This is a genomic window from Nonomuraea sp. NPDC046570 (genome assembly GCF_040645915.1).
In the GTDB taxonomy this organism is placed as follows: domain Bacteria; phylum Actinomycetota; class Actinomycetes; order Streptosporangiales; family Streptosporangiaceae; genus Nonomuraea.
Map to the genome: position 1 here is coordinate 348,780 of NZ_JBEYZF010000003.1, position 15,394 is coordinate 364,173.

General features: G+C 71.7%; 16 protein-coding genes. 7 read left to right on the plus strand and 9 right to left on the minus strand.

Annotation, left to right across the window (positions count from 1 at the left end; all coding sequences use genetic code 11):
* Positions 1-59: 59 nt before the first annotated feature.
* On the plus strand, positions 60-419 hold the full coding sequence (locus tag ABZ911_RS07705) for a hypothetical protein (RefSeq protein ID WP_358053033.1): 360 nt from the start codon (positions 60-62) through the stop codon (positions 417-419).
* A gap of 44 nt (positions 420-463) precedes the next feature.
* On the opposite strand, the gene ABZ911_RS07710 is transcribed toward ABZ911_RS07705, so the two are convergent.
* Entirely contained in the window at positions 464-1,903 is a 1,440-nt protein-coding gene (locus ABZ911_RS07710; RefSeq protein ID WP_358053269.1) for a helix-turn-helix domain-containing protein, read from the minus strand.
* A 272-nt stretch (positions 1,904-2,175) separates the two neighbouring features.
* Here ABZ911_RS07710 and aceA point away from each other — a divergent pair, with 272 nt between their 5' ends.
* Complete coding sequence (aceA, locus tag ABZ911_RS07715) at positions 2,176-3,459, plus strand: isocitrate lyase (RefSeq protein WP_358053035.1); 1,284 nt, start codon at positions 2,176-2,178, stop codon at positions 3,457-3,459.
* A 98-nt stretch (positions 3,460-3,557) separates the two neighbouring features.
* On the opposite strand, the gene ABZ911_RS07720 is transcribed toward aceA, so the two are convergent.
* From ABZ911_RS07720 to ABZ911_RS07735, 4 genes are all read right to left on the minus strand, one after another.
* On the minus strand, positions 3,558-4,109 hold the full coding sequence (locus ABZ911_RS07720) for a GNAT family N-acetyltransferase (RefSeq protein WP_358053037.1): 552 nt from the start codon (positions 4,107-4,109) through the stop codon (positions 3,558-3,560).
* Between the two features lie 27 nt (positions 4,110-4,136).
* The gene (locus tag ABZ911_RS07725) at positions 4,137-5,696 is read right to left on the minus strand and encodes a protein kinase (protein ID WP_358053039.1); all 1,560 of its coding nucleotides are present in this window, start codon (positions 5,694-5,696) and stop codon (positions 4,137-4,139) included.
* 213 nt (positions 5,697-5,909) lie between these two features.
* Positions 5,910-6,731 (minus strand): siderophore-interacting protein, encoded by an 822-nt coding sequence (locus tag ABZ911_RS07730; RefSeq protein WP_358053041.1) that lies wholly within the window; start codon positions 6,729-6,731, stop codon positions 5,910-5,912.
* 52 nt (positions 6,732-6,783) lie between these two features.
* Complete coding sequence (locus tag ABZ911_RS07735; protein ID WP_358053043.1) at positions 6,784-7,764, minus strand: alpha/beta hydrolase; 981 nt, start codon at positions 7,762-7,764, stop codon at positions 6,784-6,786.
* Between the two features lie 326 nt (positions 7,765-8,090).
* Between ABZ911_RS07735 and ABZ911_RS07740 the strand changes: the two genes are divergently transcribed.
* Genes ABZ911_RS07740 through ABZ911_RS07750 form a run of 3 tightly spaced genes read left to right on the plus strand, consistent with a single transcriptional unit; the run spans position 8,091 to position 10,283 of the window.
* A complete protein-coding gene (locus tag ABZ911_RS07740; protein WP_358053271.1) occupies positions 8,091-8,756 on the plus strand; it encodes an ABC-2 family transporter protein in 666 nt (221 codons plus the stop codon).
* The gene (locus ABZ911_RS07745; RefSeq protein ID WP_358053045.1) at positions 8,749-9,537 is read left to right on the plus strand and encodes an ABC-2 family transporter protein; all 789 of its coding nucleotides are present in this window, start codon (positions 8,749-8,751) and stop codon (positions 9,535-9,537) included. The genes ABZ911_RS07740 and ABZ911_RS07745 overlap by 8 nt, the downstream gene beginning before the upstream one ends.
* A gap of 2 nt (positions 9,538-9,539) precedes the next feature.
* Entirely contained in the window at positions 9,540-10,283 is a 744-nt protein-coding gene (locus ABZ911_RS07750; RefSeq protein ID WP_358053047.1) for an ATP-binding cassette domain-containing protein, read from the plus strand.
* Here ABZ911_RS07750 and ABZ911_RS07755 read toward each other — a convergent pair.
* Positions 10,277-10,720, minus strand: coding sequence for a hypothetical protein (locus tag ABZ911_RS07755; RefSeq protein WP_358053049.1), 444 nt, complete (start codon positions 10,718-10,720; stop codon positions 10,277-10,279). The two genes, ABZ911_RS07750 and ABZ911_RS07755, sit on opposite strands and share 7 nt — an antisense overlap.
* Before the next feature lie 173 nt (positions 10,721-10,893).
* Between ABZ911_RS07755 and ABZ911_RS07760 the strand changes: the two genes are divergently transcribed.
* Both ABZ911_RS07760 and ABZ911_RS07765 read left to right on the plus strand, forming a co-directional pair.
* Positions 10,894-11,436, plus strand: a complete 543-nt coding sequence (locus ABZ911_RS07760; RefSeq protein WP_358053051.1) for an MFS transporter — start codon at positions 10,894-10,896, stop codon at positions 11,434-11,436.
* A gap of 47 nt (positions 11,437-11,483) precedes the next feature.
* Positions 11,484-12,209, plus strand: a complete 726-nt coding sequence (locus tag ABZ911_RS07765) for a YcnI family protein (RefSeq protein WP_358053052.1) — start codon at positions 11,484-11,486, stop codon at positions 12,207-12,209.
* A 45-nt stretch (positions 12,210-12,254) separates the two neighbouring features.
* Here ABZ911_RS07765 and ABZ911_RS07770 read toward each other — a convergent pair whose 3' ends face one another.
* From ABZ911_RS07770 to ABZ911_RS07780, 3 genes are read right to left on the minus strand one after another with little or no spacing between them, the layout of a single operon-like run.
* The gene (locus ABZ911_RS07770; RefSeq protein WP_358053054.1) at positions 12,255-13,232 is read right to left on the minus strand and encodes an ABC transporter permease; all 978 of its coding nucleotides are present in this window, start codon (positions 13,230-13,232) and stop codon (positions 12,255-12,257) included.
* Positions 13,219-14,199 carry an ABC transporter ATP-binding protein gene (locus ABZ911_RS07775; RefSeq protein WP_358053056.1) on the minus strand — a complete coding sequence of 327 codons (981 nt, stop codon included), beginning with the start codon at positions 14,197-14,199 and terminating at the stop codon, positions 13,219-13,221. Before ABZ911_RS07775 ends, ABZ911_RS07770 begins: the two co-directional genes overlap by 14 nt.
* Complete coding sequence (locus ABZ911_RS07780; RefSeq protein WP_358053058.1) at positions 14,196-15,344, minus strand: DUF2092 domain-containing protein; 1,149 nt, start codon at positions 15,342-15,344, stop codon at positions 14,196-14,198. The genes ABZ911_RS07775 and ABZ911_RS07780 overlap by 4 nt, the downstream gene beginning before the upstream one ends.
* Positions 15,345-15,394 lie beyond the last annotated feature (50 nt).

Consider the following 15,394-nt stretch of genomic DNA (forward strand, 5'->3'; position numbering starts at 1 on the left):
GGGGCGCCCCGGCCTACCCCCCAGAACCAGTTACGCTGGTTTTCCGCAAGGAGGTCCTGATGGCTGCGAGTGTCGAAGCAAGGGTGGCCCGCCTCGAGGGCGACGTGGCGGTGCTCAGGGCACACGCCGACGAGAGCATCAGCACATCCAGGGTGATCCTCGACGTCCTCACGAGACTCGACTCGAAGGTGGACACTCTCGGGTCGCGCATGGACAAGCTAGATGCGCGCATGGACAACCTCGACGCGCGCATGGACGGCTTCGACGAGCGCATGGACGGACTCGAGAGTCGGATGACCACCACCGAGCGGGTGATCGGCAACATGGAGCGCTCGCTCAAGCGGGTCGAAGGTGACGTCGCCGAGTTGAAGGCCGGTCACATCGAGCTGCGCAACCTGGTCGCGGGCGCGGTCAAGTAGGACGTCACCGCGAGTGCCGTCCCCCGGAGGACGGCACTCCCGGGTCAGGCGTTCGACGCGTGGCGTTCGAGGAAGGTGTAGACGTCCGCCTCGTCCACGCCGGGGAACGACCCGGGCGGCAGCGCGGCCAGCACGTGCGAGTTGCCACGCGCCGACGGCCACGCGAACCCCTCCCAGCGCTGCGACAACTCGGCGGGCGGGCGCCGGCAGCAGTCGCCGTTCGGGCAGTTGGACTTGGTCCGGTTGGTGGTCTCCCGCCCCCGGAACCACCGCGACTCCCGGTACGGCACGCCAAGCGTGATCGCGAAGTCCCGCTCCCGCGACGGATCGACGTGCGCGACACAGAAGTAGGTCCCGGTGGGCGAGTCGGAGTACTGGTAGAACACCGAGAACCGGTCGGGCGAGGCGAACACCTGCCGCCCCGACCACTGCAGGCACATCCGCTGCCCCTCGATCGCCCCCTGCTCGTCGGCGGGGAAGACGATGCCGTCGTTCTCGTAGGCCTTGAAGATGGTGCCGCCGGCGTCGTTGCGCACGAAGTGGCAGACCAGGTCGAGATGGTGGGTGGCCAGGTTGGTGAACCGGTGCGCGGCCATCTCGTAGGACACGGCGAACACGTCTCGCAGGTCCTCGACCGACAGCGCCCGGTCCTGCTTGGCCTCCAGCAGGAACTGGGCGGCGGTGCGCTCGGGCACGAGGACGGCGGCGGCGAAGTAGTTGGCCTCGGTCCGCTGCCGCAGGAAGTCGGCGAAGTCGCGCGGCTTGTCGTGGCCGAGCGCGAGGTGCCCGAGGGTCTGCAGCAGGATCGTGCGCGGGGAGTGCATGCCGAGCTGCTCGTGCTTGACGTAGATGCGCCGGTTGCGCAGGTCGGTGATGGAGCGCACGGACCGGGGCAGGTCCTGGACGGTGTGCACGGTGTAGCCGAAGTGGGTGACCAGCCCCTGGACGGTGCTCTGGGAGAGGGCTCCGGCCCGGTAGCCGACCGCGGCCAGCGCCTCGGCGGCGGCCTTCTCGATCTCGGGGAAGTAGTTGCCCACCTCCCGCTGCCTGCGCCGCAGCTCGGCGTTGGCGGCTCTGGCCTCCTCGGGGGTGGCGGTGCCTCGCGCGTGTCTGGCGCGTAGCTCGCCGTACAGGCCCAGCAGGTGTTCGAGGACGTCGTTGGGCACGCGCGCGGAGACCTTGAGCCGCGGCAGGCCGAGGCCCGCGTAGATGGGGTCGCGCTGGGCCTCCTCCAGCGCGATCTCGAGCTGGGCGCGGCGGTTGGGCGGCTGGCGGCGCAGTAGTTCCTCGACCGGCACGTTGAGCGCGGTGGCGAGGGATTTCAGCAGCGACAGCTTCGGCTCGCGCTTGCCGTTCTCCAGCAGGGAGAGCTGGCTCGGCGCCCGGCTGACGCGTATCCCCAGGTCGGACAGGGTGAGGCCGCGCTGCTTGCGCAGGTGGCGCAGACGCTGGCCGAACGCGATCAGATCGAGCTCCTGCGTCAAAGAAAGCGGTTCTTCGCCGAGCAAGGAGGCCATGTCCAGATCCTAAACGAAAAATCCGCCCATCTTCTAGGCCCAAGGCGCGGGCAGGCCGGAGCGTCAGTCGATTGGTCTAGTCCATAGCGAAAACTCTGGAATTCTTCTCCCCTGAATACGCGCCAGTGTTACGTCCAGCAGAATTTTCGCCGTTCTTTCCATACAGATCGCCTGTTAGCCGCGCCGACCATGGGCACACACTCGTCATAAGCACCCAGGGGACGACAAAGGAGTGAAACGTGAACGATCGCCTCAAGGGAGCCGCTGAGCAGTTGCAGCGCGAGTGGGACACCAACCCGCGCTGGAGCAGTGTCGAGCGCACCTACACCGCCGAGGACGTCGTCAAGCTGCGCGGCAGCGTGCAGGAGGAGCACACGCTGGCCAGGCTCGGCGCCGACCGCCTGTGGGAACTGCTGCACTCCGAGGACTATGTCAACGCGCTGGGCGCGCTGACCGGCAACCAGGCCGTGCAGCAGGTGAAGGCCGGACTGAAGGCGATCTACCTGTCCGGCTGGCAGGTGGCGGCCGACGCCAACCTGGGCGGCCAGACGTACCCGGACCAGAGCCTGTACCCGGCCAACTCCGTGCCGGCCGTCGTGCGCCGGATCAACAACGCGCTGCTGCGCGCCGACCAGATCACCTGGTCGGAGGGGGTGGAGGCGCCGCACTGGCTGGCGCCCATCGTGGCCGACGCCGAGGCCGGCTTCGGCGGCGTGCTGAACGCCTTCGAGCTGATGAAGGGCATGATCGCGGCCGGTGCCGCGGGCGTGCACTGGGAGGACCAGCTCGCCTCGGAGAAGAAGTGCGGCCACCTCGGCGGCAAGGTCCTGATCCCCACCGGCCAGCACGTCAAGACGCTGAACGCGGCCCGCTTGGCCGCCGACGTCTGCGGCGTCCCCTCACTGATCATCGCGCGGACCGACGCCCAGGCCGCGACGCTCCTGACCAGCGACGTGGACCCCCGCGACCAGCAGTTCGTCACCGGCGACCGTACCGCCGAGGGCTTCTACCGGGTGCGCAACGGCGTGGAGTCGTGCATCGCCCGCGGCCTGGCCTACGCCCCGCACTCCGACCTGCTGTGGATGGAGACCGGCACCCCCGACCTGGACGTGGCCCGCGAGTTCGCCGAGGCGATCAAGGCGCAGTACCCCGACCAGATGCTGGCCTACAACTGCTCGCCGTCCTTCAACTGGAAGAAGCACCTGGACGACTCGACGATCGCGAAGTTCCAGCGCGAGCTCGGCCACATGGGCTACAAGTTCCAGTTCATCACGCTGGCCGGCTTCCACTCGCTGAACTACTCCATGTTCGACCTGGCCCACGGGTACGCCGACCACGGCATGACCGCCTACGTCGAGCTGCAGGAGGCCGAGTTCGCGGCCGAGTCGCGCGGCTACACCGCCACCCGCCACCAGCGCGAGGTCGGCACCGGCTACTTCGACCTGATCAGCACCGCCGTCGCCCCCGACTCCTCCACCACGGCCCTCCGGGGCTCCACCGAGGAGGAGCAGTTCGCCCACTGACCCCCCGAGTTCGCCGGCGGCCTTCCAGGGCATGCGAAGGCTCCCGGCGTTTCCCCCGCTCCCCGGCTCACGGGGGCGGGGGCTTTTCTTGGTACGGCCTAGTCCCGCAGGTCGCGCGACCAGGTGTGCAGGGAGAAGGCGCGTCCCTTCTCCTCCAGCACGATCGGCGGATCCCCGGCCAGGCGGAACCCCGCCGCCCTGGCCACCGCCATGCTGGGGCCGTTGTCCGGCTCGATCTGCAGTTGCACGCGGTCCAGCGCCATCTCGTCCCTGGCGAAGGCGATCAGCACGCGCACCGCTCGGGCGGCCAGGCGCCGCCCCCGGTGCTTGGCGCCGACGCTGTAGCCGATGTTGGCGACCAGCGGGAAGAGGTCGGTACGGATGAGCAGCACCTCGCCGAGGGGGACGCCGCCGTCGGCGGTGATGGCGAGCTGGAGGCGCAGGTCGGCGAGCCGGTTCTGCTCGGCCTTGGCCAGGTAGGCGTGGGCGGCGTCGAGGTCGAACGGTGTGACGAGCGGCGTGAAATGGGCGATGTCGGGGTCGTCGAACAGCTCGGACATCGCGGGCAGGTCGTCCTCGCGCCACTCGCGCAGCACCAGGTCCTCCCCGGTCAGCCGGACTTCATGGGGAAAAGTGGGACGTGAGCGCATACCGCCGAGCCTAAAGCCCGCCGGAGCTCACGGCGTTCCGGTGGCGGACGTGCTCGTCGAGGGCGAGGCGGACGGCGTGGAGTCCGTGGGGGTGGGGTACGGGGACTCGCCAGGGCCCTCCTGGGGGATCGTGCTGATGCTCGTGGACGGCTCCGGGCAGTCCCGCGAGGCCGCTTTGCCGCGTTTGCGTCCCGCCGGGTTCACGCATTCGCCCGGGTCGCCGGGACCGGGCACATCGGGCTGCCGGGTGCGTGGATTCTCCTCGTCGGGGAACTCGCGCATCCTGGCCCCGGTCGGGGTGACCAGGGCGCTCGGGCTCAGCGTCCGGGTGTGGGTGACCACCACGGTCGGCGTGGCGGGGGTCTGGCCGGGCCGGGGGGTCAGGCCGGGGCTGGTGAGGGGCTTGATGGTGGAGTCGGCGGTGCCGTGCGGCGCCACGACGGGCACGCTCTCCGGGACCTGCGAGCTGCCGCCCAGCCGTACTCCGCCGCCGCCCGCCGCGGCCACCGTCACCGCCGCGATCGAGACCGTGGCCAGCGCCGCGAACGCGGCGTGCGACAGGTGCGCGCCCGGCTTCGCCCGGCCGCCCCGCCGCCGGGGCGGCGCCGTCTCCGCCGAGTGGCCGGCCTGCCGGGCGAGGCGCACCCGACCGGCTCCGGGCGGGTACGGCACCGCGGTCCAGATCTCCTCCAGCACCCCGGCCACGGCCTCGCGCAGATCCCACGGATCCCCGACACCCCCGGCGGCCAGCAGTGCGCGCAGCAGGTCGGCGGCCCTGGGCCGTTCGGCGGGATCCTTGGCCAGGGCGGCGGTCACGGCCGAGCGGAGCAGGGCGGGCACGGCCTCGGTGCGCGGCGGTTCGAGCAGGATGCGGCGGGTGAGCACGTCCTGCTCGCCGCCGCCGAACGGGTGGTCGCCGGTCGCGGCGAAGGCCACCAGGCACCCCCAGGAGAAGATGTCGGAGGCGGGCAGCGCGGCCCCGCCGGTGAGACGTTCGGGGGCGACCCAGCCGGGGCTGCCCATCACCTGCCCGGCCTGGGTGTGCGCGGCGAGGGTGTCGACGTCGCGGGCGATGCCGAAGTCGATGACCCTCGGCCCGTCCGGCGACAGCAGCACGTTGCCCGGTTTGAGGTCGCGGTGGACGAGCCCGGCGTCGTGCACGGCGACCAGCGCGGCGGCGACGCCGAGCGCGACGCCGTACGCCAGGTCGGGGGTGAGCGGCCCGCGGGCCACGACGACCTGGGACAGCGCGGGGCCCTGGATGTACTCGCTGACCAGGTACGGCCGGTCGCGGTCGGTGCCGTCCTCGATCACGGCGGCGGTGCAGAACGGCACCACCCGCCGCGAGAAGGCCACCTCCTCGGCGAACCGGGCGCGCAGCGTCGGGTCGTTGAGGTGGACGGGGTGCGGCGTCTTGAGCGCCACCAGCCCGCCCTGGGGGTGCTCGGCCAGGTAGACCACGCCCATCCCGCCGGTGCCGAGGCGGCCGAGCAGGAGGTACCGGCCGATGATGACCGGGTCGCCGACCGTGAGCGGCCGCACGCCGGCGGGCATGCTGGCGGCCGAACCGCTTCCACCACGTGCCATCCGGATATCGCCTCTCCTGGTCGGGTCACCGCACAGCACACTGTGGTCCGAACCGGGAGGCGTTTCCGCATGACTGTCAGAAGGGGTATCGGAGGTAAGGTGAATGATCCTCGGAGGTAAGTAAGGCGTGTGACGGGTTGGCCGGAAGTGACGCCTGACCAGTGCGGACGTTCCCGCGGCTCGGCGACGGTCGCGCGTGAACCAGGCGCCGGTTCAGCGCAGGACGGCCTCTTCCTCCGCCTCGACCTGACGGTTCCAGTCCTTCTTCACCGCGCGCCAGCCCTCGTCGTCGACGCCGAGACGCCAGTACCCGGAGATCGACAGGCGCTCCATGGGGATGCCGCGCTCGACGCGCAGGTGGCGGCGCAGCTCCTTGACGAACCCGGCCTCGCCGTGGACGAAGGCGTGCACGTCGCCGCCGGGAAAGTCCAGGGCGCGCACGGCCTCGACCAGCCGGGTGCCGACGGGAGCGCCCTTGCGGTGCAGGTAGACGACGGGGAGGTCGAGCTTCTGCTCCTCCTCGGGTCCGTCCACCTCGATGAAGACGTGCGCCACGGCGTTCTGCGGTAGCCGTTCCACGGCGGCGGCGATCGCGGGCAGGGCGCTCTCATCCCCGACCATGAGATGCCAGCTCGCGTCCAGGTCGGGCGCGTAGCCGCCGCCGGGGCCGAGCATCAGCACCTCGTCACCCGGCTCGGCCGCGGCCGCCCACGGTCCGGCCAGGCCCTTGTCGCCGTGGTGCACGAAGTCGAGGGTCAGCTCAAGGGCGTCGGGGTCCCAGGCGCGCACGGTGTAGGTGCGCAGGCGCGGCCACGCCTCGCGCGGCATCGTCGCCCGTACGGTCGCCACCTCGAAGGGCTCGGGGTAGTCGAAGCCCTCGACCTTGAAGACGAGCTTGACGTAGTGGTCGGTGAAGCCGGAGGTGGCGAAGTCGCGGAGTCCCTCCCCGCCGACCACGAGGCGGATCATGTGCGGGGTGACGCGCTCGCTGCGCAGCACCACGCCGCGGTGGTGGTCACGGGGCTTGTCTGACATTCGGCTCGCTCCTCATCGCATAGTTAGGCAAACCTAACCTATACGGAGAACGTCACGCGGCGGCGGAGGATTCCCCGCCCGGCGCGTGCCGTACCGCGTCCAGGAAGCGGGCCATGTGCCGGAAGAGCAGTCTGGCCTCGGGCAGGACGTCGGCGAGGACGGCGAAGGCGTGCGGCATCCTGCGCCACTCCTCGTAGGTCACCGGCACCCCGGCGTCCCGGGCACGCAGGGCGACCCGGCGGCCCTCGTCGCGCAGCACCTCGGTCGACCCGGTGACGATCATCAGCGGCGGCAGGCCGGTGTAGTCGCCGAGCACCGGCGAGACGAGCGGGTCGTTCGGGTCGAGGCCGGAGGTCCAGCGGCGGGCCAGCCAGCGCACCCGGCCGGCCGGCAGTATCGGGTCTTGCCTGCGGTTGGCCCGGCGCGGGGCGTCGGTCAGGTCGGCCCACGGCGACAGGCAGATCGCCGCGGCGGGCGGCGGCAGGCCGCGGTCGCGCAGCGCGAGCAGCGCGGCGAGGGTCAGGTGGCCACCCGCCGAGTCTCCGGCGAAGACGACGCCGGCCGGGTCGTGGCCGCGTTCGAGCAGGCAGGCGTAGGCGTCCAGGGCGTCGGACAGCGACTCGGCCAGCGGGTGCACGGGCCCCTGCCGGTAGTCGAGGGCGAGCACCGGCCGCCGCGCCGCGACCGACAGTCGCCAGGTGACCGGCCGGTGGGTGGCGGGCGAGCCGGAGAAGTAGCCGCCGCCGTGGAAGTACAGCACGACCGCGCTCTCGTCCAGCTCCCGCCCGGCGCGCACCCACTCCCCGCCGCAGGCCGCGAACCGGTGCGGCACGACCTCGACATGCGCGGGCGGTCGCAGCGGCACCCGCGTGGCCAGCTCGCCGAGCCGGGCCGCGGCGGTGATCGCCAGCGGATGCCTGAGCAGAAGGGTAGAGGCGGGCTTCACGGTGCCGCGCATGAGCCCGGTGAGCGCACGGGCCTGCCAGCTGAGCGGATAGCCGGGACAGACGTCCTGATCGATCTGGTACGGCATGCGACCCCTCCACCCGGAGGATTCCCCCGGAAAACCCCCTTACTCCCGCCCACCTGGACGAACGACATGACCGGTGGCGCGGTTCGTTTATCGGGTTGCCGACCGCTGAGGCGTAAGCGGATAATTCTCGCGCCGCACGGGCAGACCCGTGTGCGCGTCCGGGCACGGCTGGTCACCGTCCCGTCACCCTCCGGAGGTGTCCCACCATTGCCCTCTATGCCCGGCTGGTCCGGTACGGCTTCCGCAAGCACGCCACCTACGTCTGGGCGGCGCTCGCCGGAGCCTTCACCAACAGCGTCTTCGGCATCCTGCGCGCCTACGTCCTGATCGCCCTCTGGCAGGCCAGACCCGGCCTGGCCGGCTACGACCTGATCGACGCCGTCACCTTCTGCTTCATCACCCAGGCCTTCATCGGCCCGATGCAGCTGTTCGGCGGCGGCCTGACCATCCCCGAGCGCATCCGCAGCGGCGACATCGCCCTCGACCTGGTCAGGCCCGCCTCCCTGCAGTTGTGGTCGCTGGCCGAGGACCTCGGCAGGGCCGCGTACCTGTTCCTGGTGCGCGGCATCCCGCCGACGGTGCTCGGCGCGCTGCTGTTCGACATCACCTTCCCCGCGAGCGCGTCGGCCTGGCTGGCGTTCGCGGCCAGTTTCGCGGCCGGGGTCCTGGTCAGCTTCGCCTGGCGCTACCTGGTGGCGCTGTCGGTCTGCTGGCTGGTCGACGACCGCGGCGTGAACACCCTCTCGTTGGTGCTGACCACGTTCTTCAGCGGCATGCTGCTCCCCCTCGGGCTGCTGCCCGGCCTGCTCGGCGACCTGGCCGCCGCGCTGCCGTGGGCGGCGATGGTCCAGGTGCCCACCGACGTCTACCTCGGCAAGACCGGCCTGCTGGAGGCGCTCGCCTTCCAGGGGCTCTGGGCGGCCGTCCTGCTCGCCCTCGGCGCCCTCGGCACCCGGCTCATCCGGCACAAGGTGGTGATCCAGGGTGGTTAGGAGCTACCTCCTGCTGGCCTGGACGTGGACCAGGGCGGCCGCCGCCTACCCCGCGTCCTTCGCGCTCATGCTGGTCCTCGGCTTCCTGGTGGCCGGACTCGACGTGGCGGTCATCCTGGTCATCTTCGCCAACACCACTCTCCTCGGCGGCTTCGGCCGCGACGAGGTGCTGTTCATGTACGGCGCGGCCGGCACCGCGTTCGCCTCGGCCGACCTGCTGTTCAGCAACCTGGACCGGATCAGCCAGCACATCAGGTCGGGCACGTTCGACACCATGCTGATCCGCCCGGCGAGCACCTGGGTGCAGATGGCGACCGACCGTTTCCTGCCCACCAGGGCGGGGCGGGTCCTGCAGTCCGCCCTCGTCCTCGGCTACGCGCTGGCCGTGCTGGAGATCCCCTGGCAGCGGCTCTGGATGGTGCCGGTCATGCTGGTCTGCGGCCTGGTCATCTTCGGGGCGCTGTGGACCTTCGGCGGGGCGATCCAGTTCGTGCTCACCGACGCGCCGGAGGTGGCCAACGCCTGGACCTACGGGGGCGGGCAGCTCAGCCAGTATCCGCTCAGCGTCTACGGGCGCGACCTGGTGCGCGGGGTGACGTACATCCTGCCGCTGGCGTTCGTGAGCTGGCAGCCCGGCCTGTACGTGCTGGGCAGGCAGGATCCGTTCGGGACTCCGGAGTTCATGCGGTTCCTGGCGCCCGCCGCCGCGCTCGTCCTCGCTCTGGCCGCCGCCTTCGCCTGGCGGCACGGGGTTCGCCGATACCGATCCACGGGGAGTTGACCATGATCGAACTGGACCGCGCGGGGCGCTCGTTCAAGGTGCGCAGGACCACCGTGCACGCCGTACAGGACCTGTCGTTCACCGTCTCGGCCGGAGAGTTCGTCGGCTACCTCGGGCCGAACGGGGCCGGCAAGTCGACCACCATCAAGATGCTCTGCGGCATTCTCACGCCCACCTCGGGGCGCGTCCGGGTGGCCGGGCTCGATCCGTCGCGCAGGCGGACGACGCTGGCGCGGCGGATCGGGGTGGTGTTCGGGCAGCGGACGACGCTGTGGTGGGACCTGCCGCTCAAGGACAGCTTCGAACTGATCCGGCTCCTTTACAAAGTAGATCGCAAGGACTTCCGGAGCAGGCTGGACCAGCTCGTCGAGACGCTCGACCTAGGCTCGTTCCTGCGGACGCCGGTCCGCCAGCTCAGCCTCGGCCAGCGGATGCGCGGCGACCTGACCGCCGCGCTGCTGCACGCGCCGGACGTGCTGGTGCTCGACGAGCCCACCATCGGGCTGGACGTGGTCAGCAAGGCCAGCATCCGCGCGTTCCTGCGCCGGCTCAACGCCGAGCACGGCACCACGGTGCTGCTGACCACGCACGACCTGGGCGACATCGAACAGCTCTGCCGCCGGGTGATGCTGATCGACCACGGCCGGCTGGCCTTCGACGGCGGCCTGGAGGAGCTGATGGCCACCGCCCCCGGGGAGTCGTCGATCGAGGAGGTGGTGACCAGGCTCTACACCGGCGCTCAGTAGTAGGCGCCCTCCGCGTTCTCCTCGTAGTCCTCCTCCCCGTCCCCCCGCCTGCCCGCCCAGCGCGAGGGCATCAGGACGGGGAGGAACATCGCCACCCCGAGCAGGGCGTAGACGCCGGTGGTGAGCAGGGTCAGGTTGCCCCGCCCCGCCTCCAGGACGACCTGGTGCACCGAGGGCTCCGTGGGGATCAGCGAGAGCGCCCTGTTGACGTCGAGCGCGTAGACGACGCTCCAGGCGAGCAGCGCCATCGAGGGCACGAACGTGGCCAGCGGCGACACCCGCCCGCCCACCACCAGGCCGACCAGCAGGCCGATCGCGGCCATCACGCCGAGCGCGATCCACAGCTTCTGGCCACCGGCGACGGCACCCGCGCCCGGCCCGCTGCCCACCGCCTGCTGTACCGCCCATCCGCCACCGACCAGCAGGACTCCTGTCACGATCAGTCCGAGGAGTAACCCAGCAAAGTGCCGCAACGTCATCACCTCATGTCAAAGCGGTCGGCTCAGACCCTAGCGACAAAGGTCACAATTCAGCCAGGTATTGCCCACATGGGACTGATGCGCCAACGCCATCCTCCTCCGCGGAGGCCTGTGAGACCATACGACCACCCATGCGTGCGCGACTTCCCCTCCGGCTCGCGCGGTCGGCCGCCTTCACCGCCGTCTGCGTGACCCTCGCCGCCCTCGGCCACGCGCTGGCCGCCGGCGCGGGCCCGGCACCGTGGGCGATCACGCTCGGCGGCGTGGGCGTGCTGGTGGTCGCCACCGCGCTGACCGGCACGGAGCGCTCCCCCACGACCGTCAACCTGGCGCTCCTCGGCACCCAGGCCGGCCTGCACGAGCTGTTCGGCACCGACGGCACCGCCGTCGTGCTCGGCCTCGGGCACGCCCACGGCCAGGGGCTCAGCGAGGGCCTCGGCATGCTGCTCGCGCACCTGACCGCGACCCTGATCACCGGCTGGTGGCTGGCCCGCGGCGAGACGGCCCTGTGGTCGCTGCTGCGCCGCCTCGGCCTGCGCCCGGCCCTCTGGTCCCCGCCCCCCGTCCCCGTGGTACGGCAGGCGAAGGTCGCCGTCGTCCGGAGCGTCCCCGGGCGCTCGTCCCTTCGCATCGAGCACGTCGTCAGCAGGCGCGGTCCTCCACTCCCCGCCTGAACCTCTGACACCCCCTGAATCCCCTGATCACCAAGTGGAGTTCCACCATGTCGTACACCCGCCGCGCCGTGGGCGTGCTCGCCGCCGCCACCGCGCTCACCTTCGCCCTGGCCGCGCCCGCGCTGGCCCACGTCACCATCAACCCCGGCACCGCCGAGCAGGGCGGCTTCAGCAAGGTCGCCTTCCGGGTGCCGAACGAGCGCGACGACGCCTCGACCAGCAAGATCGAGGTGACCTTCCCGACCGACCACCCGCTGGCGTTCGTGTCCGTGAAGCCGATCCCCGGCTGGGACGTCAAGGTCACCGAGGGCAAACTGCCCAAGCCGGTCAAGACCGAGTACGGCGAGCTGACCGAGGCGGTCACCACGATCGTCTGGAGCGGCGGGGAGATCAAGCCCGGCCAGTTCCAGGAGTTCGAGGTGTCGATGGGCAAGCTGCCCGAGGACACCGATCAGCTCGTCTTCCCGACCACCCAGACGTACACGGGCGGCGAGGTGGTCAAGTGGGCGGACGCGCCCAAGACGGACGGCACCGAGGCCGAGCACCCGGCCCCGGTCCTGAAGCTGACCCCGTCGAGCGGCGACGCCCACGGCGCCCCCGCCACCGCCGCCGCCCCGGCGGCCGCCTCGGCCGGGCCCGCGGTCGCCCCCGTCGCGGCCTCCGCGGCGTCCTCCACCGACGGCACCGCCCGCCTGCTGGGCGGCGCCGGACTCCTGGTCGGCGCGATCGGCGTCGTCGTCGGCATCCTCGGGCTGCGCCGCCGCGCCGCCTGACACCCACGGCCCCGGCAGGCGTCCGCACCTGCCTGCCGGGGCAGCTCAGGCGGTGATGTCCCGGCCGGTGAAACGGGCCCAGGCGATGGAACCGAAGAGCAGGACATAGGCGCCGAAGGCCAGCAGCCCCTGGGTCAGATCGCCGACGGCGACCGGGTCGCGCAACACACCGTCGAACCCGGTCCAGTACGTCGGGAGCAGGTACGGCTTGATCACCTCGAGCTGCGGGATCGCGGAGAGCACCTGGGTGACGATGACCAGCACCACCGTGGAGGCGATGGCGCCGATCGGCACCTCGGTGAACGTTGACAGGGCCAGCGCGACCGCGGCCAGCGCGGCCATGCCCGCCGTGACGTAGCCGACGACGATCAGCGAGCGGAGCAGGCCCTCGGCGAAGGAGACGGTGGTGCCCGACAGCAGCGTGACCGGTCCCGTCGGGAACAGCACCAGGCCCGTGACCAGCGCGGCGAGCGCCACCACGCCGGTGGCGGCCAGGCAGAAGACCACCGCGTTCGCGTACTTCACCACCAGCAGCCTGGTGCGGCCCGCGGGCGCCGCCAGCAGGTAGCGCAGCGTGCCCGCGCTCGCCTCGCCGGCGATCGAGTCCCCGGCCACGACCGAGACGGCGACCGGCAGCAGCAGCGGGACCAGCACGAACAGCGCGGCGAAGGTGAGCATCAGCCCGTTGCCCGCGGTCTGCGCGACCAGCCCGCCGGCCCCGCCCGGCCCACCGTCGGCGTCCTCGGCCCCGATCAGCCGCACCACGACGCCGATCAGCACCGGGACCATGGCGAGGACGGCGAGCATCGCGAGGTTCCGCGGCCGGCGGAACGTGAGCCCCAGCTCGGACCGCGCCATCCGCCCGAACGCCCACCCCCGCCCCACCCCGCCGGACGCCTCGGCCGCGGATCCGGTGGCCGCGACGGGGCCGGTGGCGGTGAGGGGCGGGGTCCGCTCGGTGGACTCGCGGGTCTCGGAGACGGGGACCAGTCCCGGTGTGCGCCTGGTGTCAGCCGTCGACATCGAAGCCCTCTCCCGTCAGTCCCACGAAGACCTCCTCCAGGCTCGGCCGCACCACGGCCAGGCCGCGAACCGCGACGCCCTGCGCCACCAGTTCGGCGTTGACGCGTTCGGGCGCGTGACCGCCCAGGTCGGCGCTCACGTCGGCGCCCGTCCTGACCTCGGTCAGGCCGAGCCCGCGCAACACCCGCGCGGCGTCGGCGATGTCCGGCGTCTCGATCCTGATCCGGGTGGCCAGTCCCCCGTTGAGCGAGGCGATGGTCCCCTGGGCGACGAGCCTGCCGGTGCGCATGATGGCCGCGTGCGTGCACATCTGCTCGACCTCGGCCAGCAGGTGCGAGGAGACGAAGACCGTGGTGCCGTCGGCGGCGATCTCCTTGACCAGCGCGCGCACCTCACGGGTGCCCTGCGGGTCCAGGCCGTTGGTGGGCTCGTCGAGGATGAGCAGCTCGCGCGGGCCGAGCAGGGCGGCGGCGATGGCCAGCCGCTGGCGCATGCCGAGCGAGTAGGCGCGGTACCGCTTACTCGCCGCCGCGCTCAGCCCGACCCGCTCCAGGGCGCGGGTGACGCGGGCCTTGGCCGTACGGCCCGAGGCGGTCGGGTCGGCCGCGTCGAAGCGCAGCAGGTTCGCCTCGCCCGACAGGTACGGGTAGAAGGCGGGGCCCTCGACCAGGGCGCCGACCCTCGGCAGCGCGGTGGCCACGCCGCGCGGCATCGGCTCGCCGAGCACCTCGCACTCGCCCGAGGTCGGCGTGACCAGGCCGAGGAGCATGCGGATGGTGGTGGTCTTGCCCGACCCGTTCGGGCCGAGGAACCCGTAGACCGAGCCTCGCGGCACGGCCAGATCGAGAGCGTCGACGGCGACCTGCCCGCCTTTGAACTGCTTGGTCAGGCCGCGGGTGACGATCGAGCAGTCGGCGGGCGGGGACGCCCCGATGGGCGCCCCCGCTTCCAGCGTGACGGTGGTCACCTGATGCCTGCCGCCTTGGTCAGTTCCTCCGGGGTGACCGCGCCGGCCAGGACGCGGCCGTCGTCGGTCAGCAGGACGCTGACGAGCTTGGTCTTGATGACCTTGCCGCTGCCCCACGGCCCGCTCACCGGGGTGGCGGACTTGAGCACGGTGTCGGCGAATCCGCTCAGGTCGGGCCCCTCCTGCTCCCCCTGCTTGGGCGCGGCCGTCAGGGCGTCGGCGGAGAAGGGCGCGACCGCGACCGTGGTCCAGCCGGTGCCGACGGTCTTGACCTGTGCCTCCAGCTCCTTGTCCGGCCCGGTGTGCTCGGGCTTGCCGGCCAGGTCCCCGGCGCCGATGGTCTGCTCCTTCACGGTGGCCCCGGCGGGCGGGGTGAAGGTGAAGTTCTCCTTGGCAGGCGGGGTGAAGGTCACCTGGGTGAAGCCGACCTTGAAGGCGGGTTCGGCTGAGCCCTTGGCGTACACCTCGACCTGGAGCGGGACGTAGGTCTCGCCGTCGAGCGCGACGCGGACCTGCTGGACCAGCGACGCCTCGGCCTTGGGGGCGAGGACGAGCTGGTAGACCGGCCGGCCCGCGACCTTGGTGTTGTTGGTGACGCTGACGTCGGTGTGCTCGCCGGCCGCGGCGAGCACCTTCTCGGCCGCCTGCTGCGGGGTCACGGCGGCGGGGGTGTGCGAGGGCGGCTCCTCCCGCTGGCCGACGCCGGCCGGCGCCTTGATCTTGGTGGCGGTGTTGGTCCCGCTGTCCCACAGCCAGGTCTGGTCGCCGTTCACGATGACGTTGGTCTCACTCATCTTGCCCGGCAGGGCCAGCCTGAAGTGGTCGCCGTCGCCGTACCAGACCTTGGCCTCGCGGGAGCCGGACAGGAGGCTGATCGGCGAGCTGGCGTCGACGCCCGTCGGGAGGGCCGGCAGGCCGAGCGAGGCGGTCTCCAGGACCGTGCCCGACATCGGTTTCATGCCGTCCTTCTGCACCGCCGCCGCGGCGTCCGCGAGCAACTGCCCCGCCGTGCGTTCGGGCAGCACGGGCTCCCCGCTGACGGCGGCGATCACCGGGCCTGCGCTGATGGCGCCGGCGATCACCGCGACCGCGGCGACCGGGACTCCCCATCTCACGAGCCGGCCTGTCTTCGTTCGCTGCTGCATGTCACTCCTTCACCGTATGTCGATGACCGCAGCCTGCGTCATGCATCCTT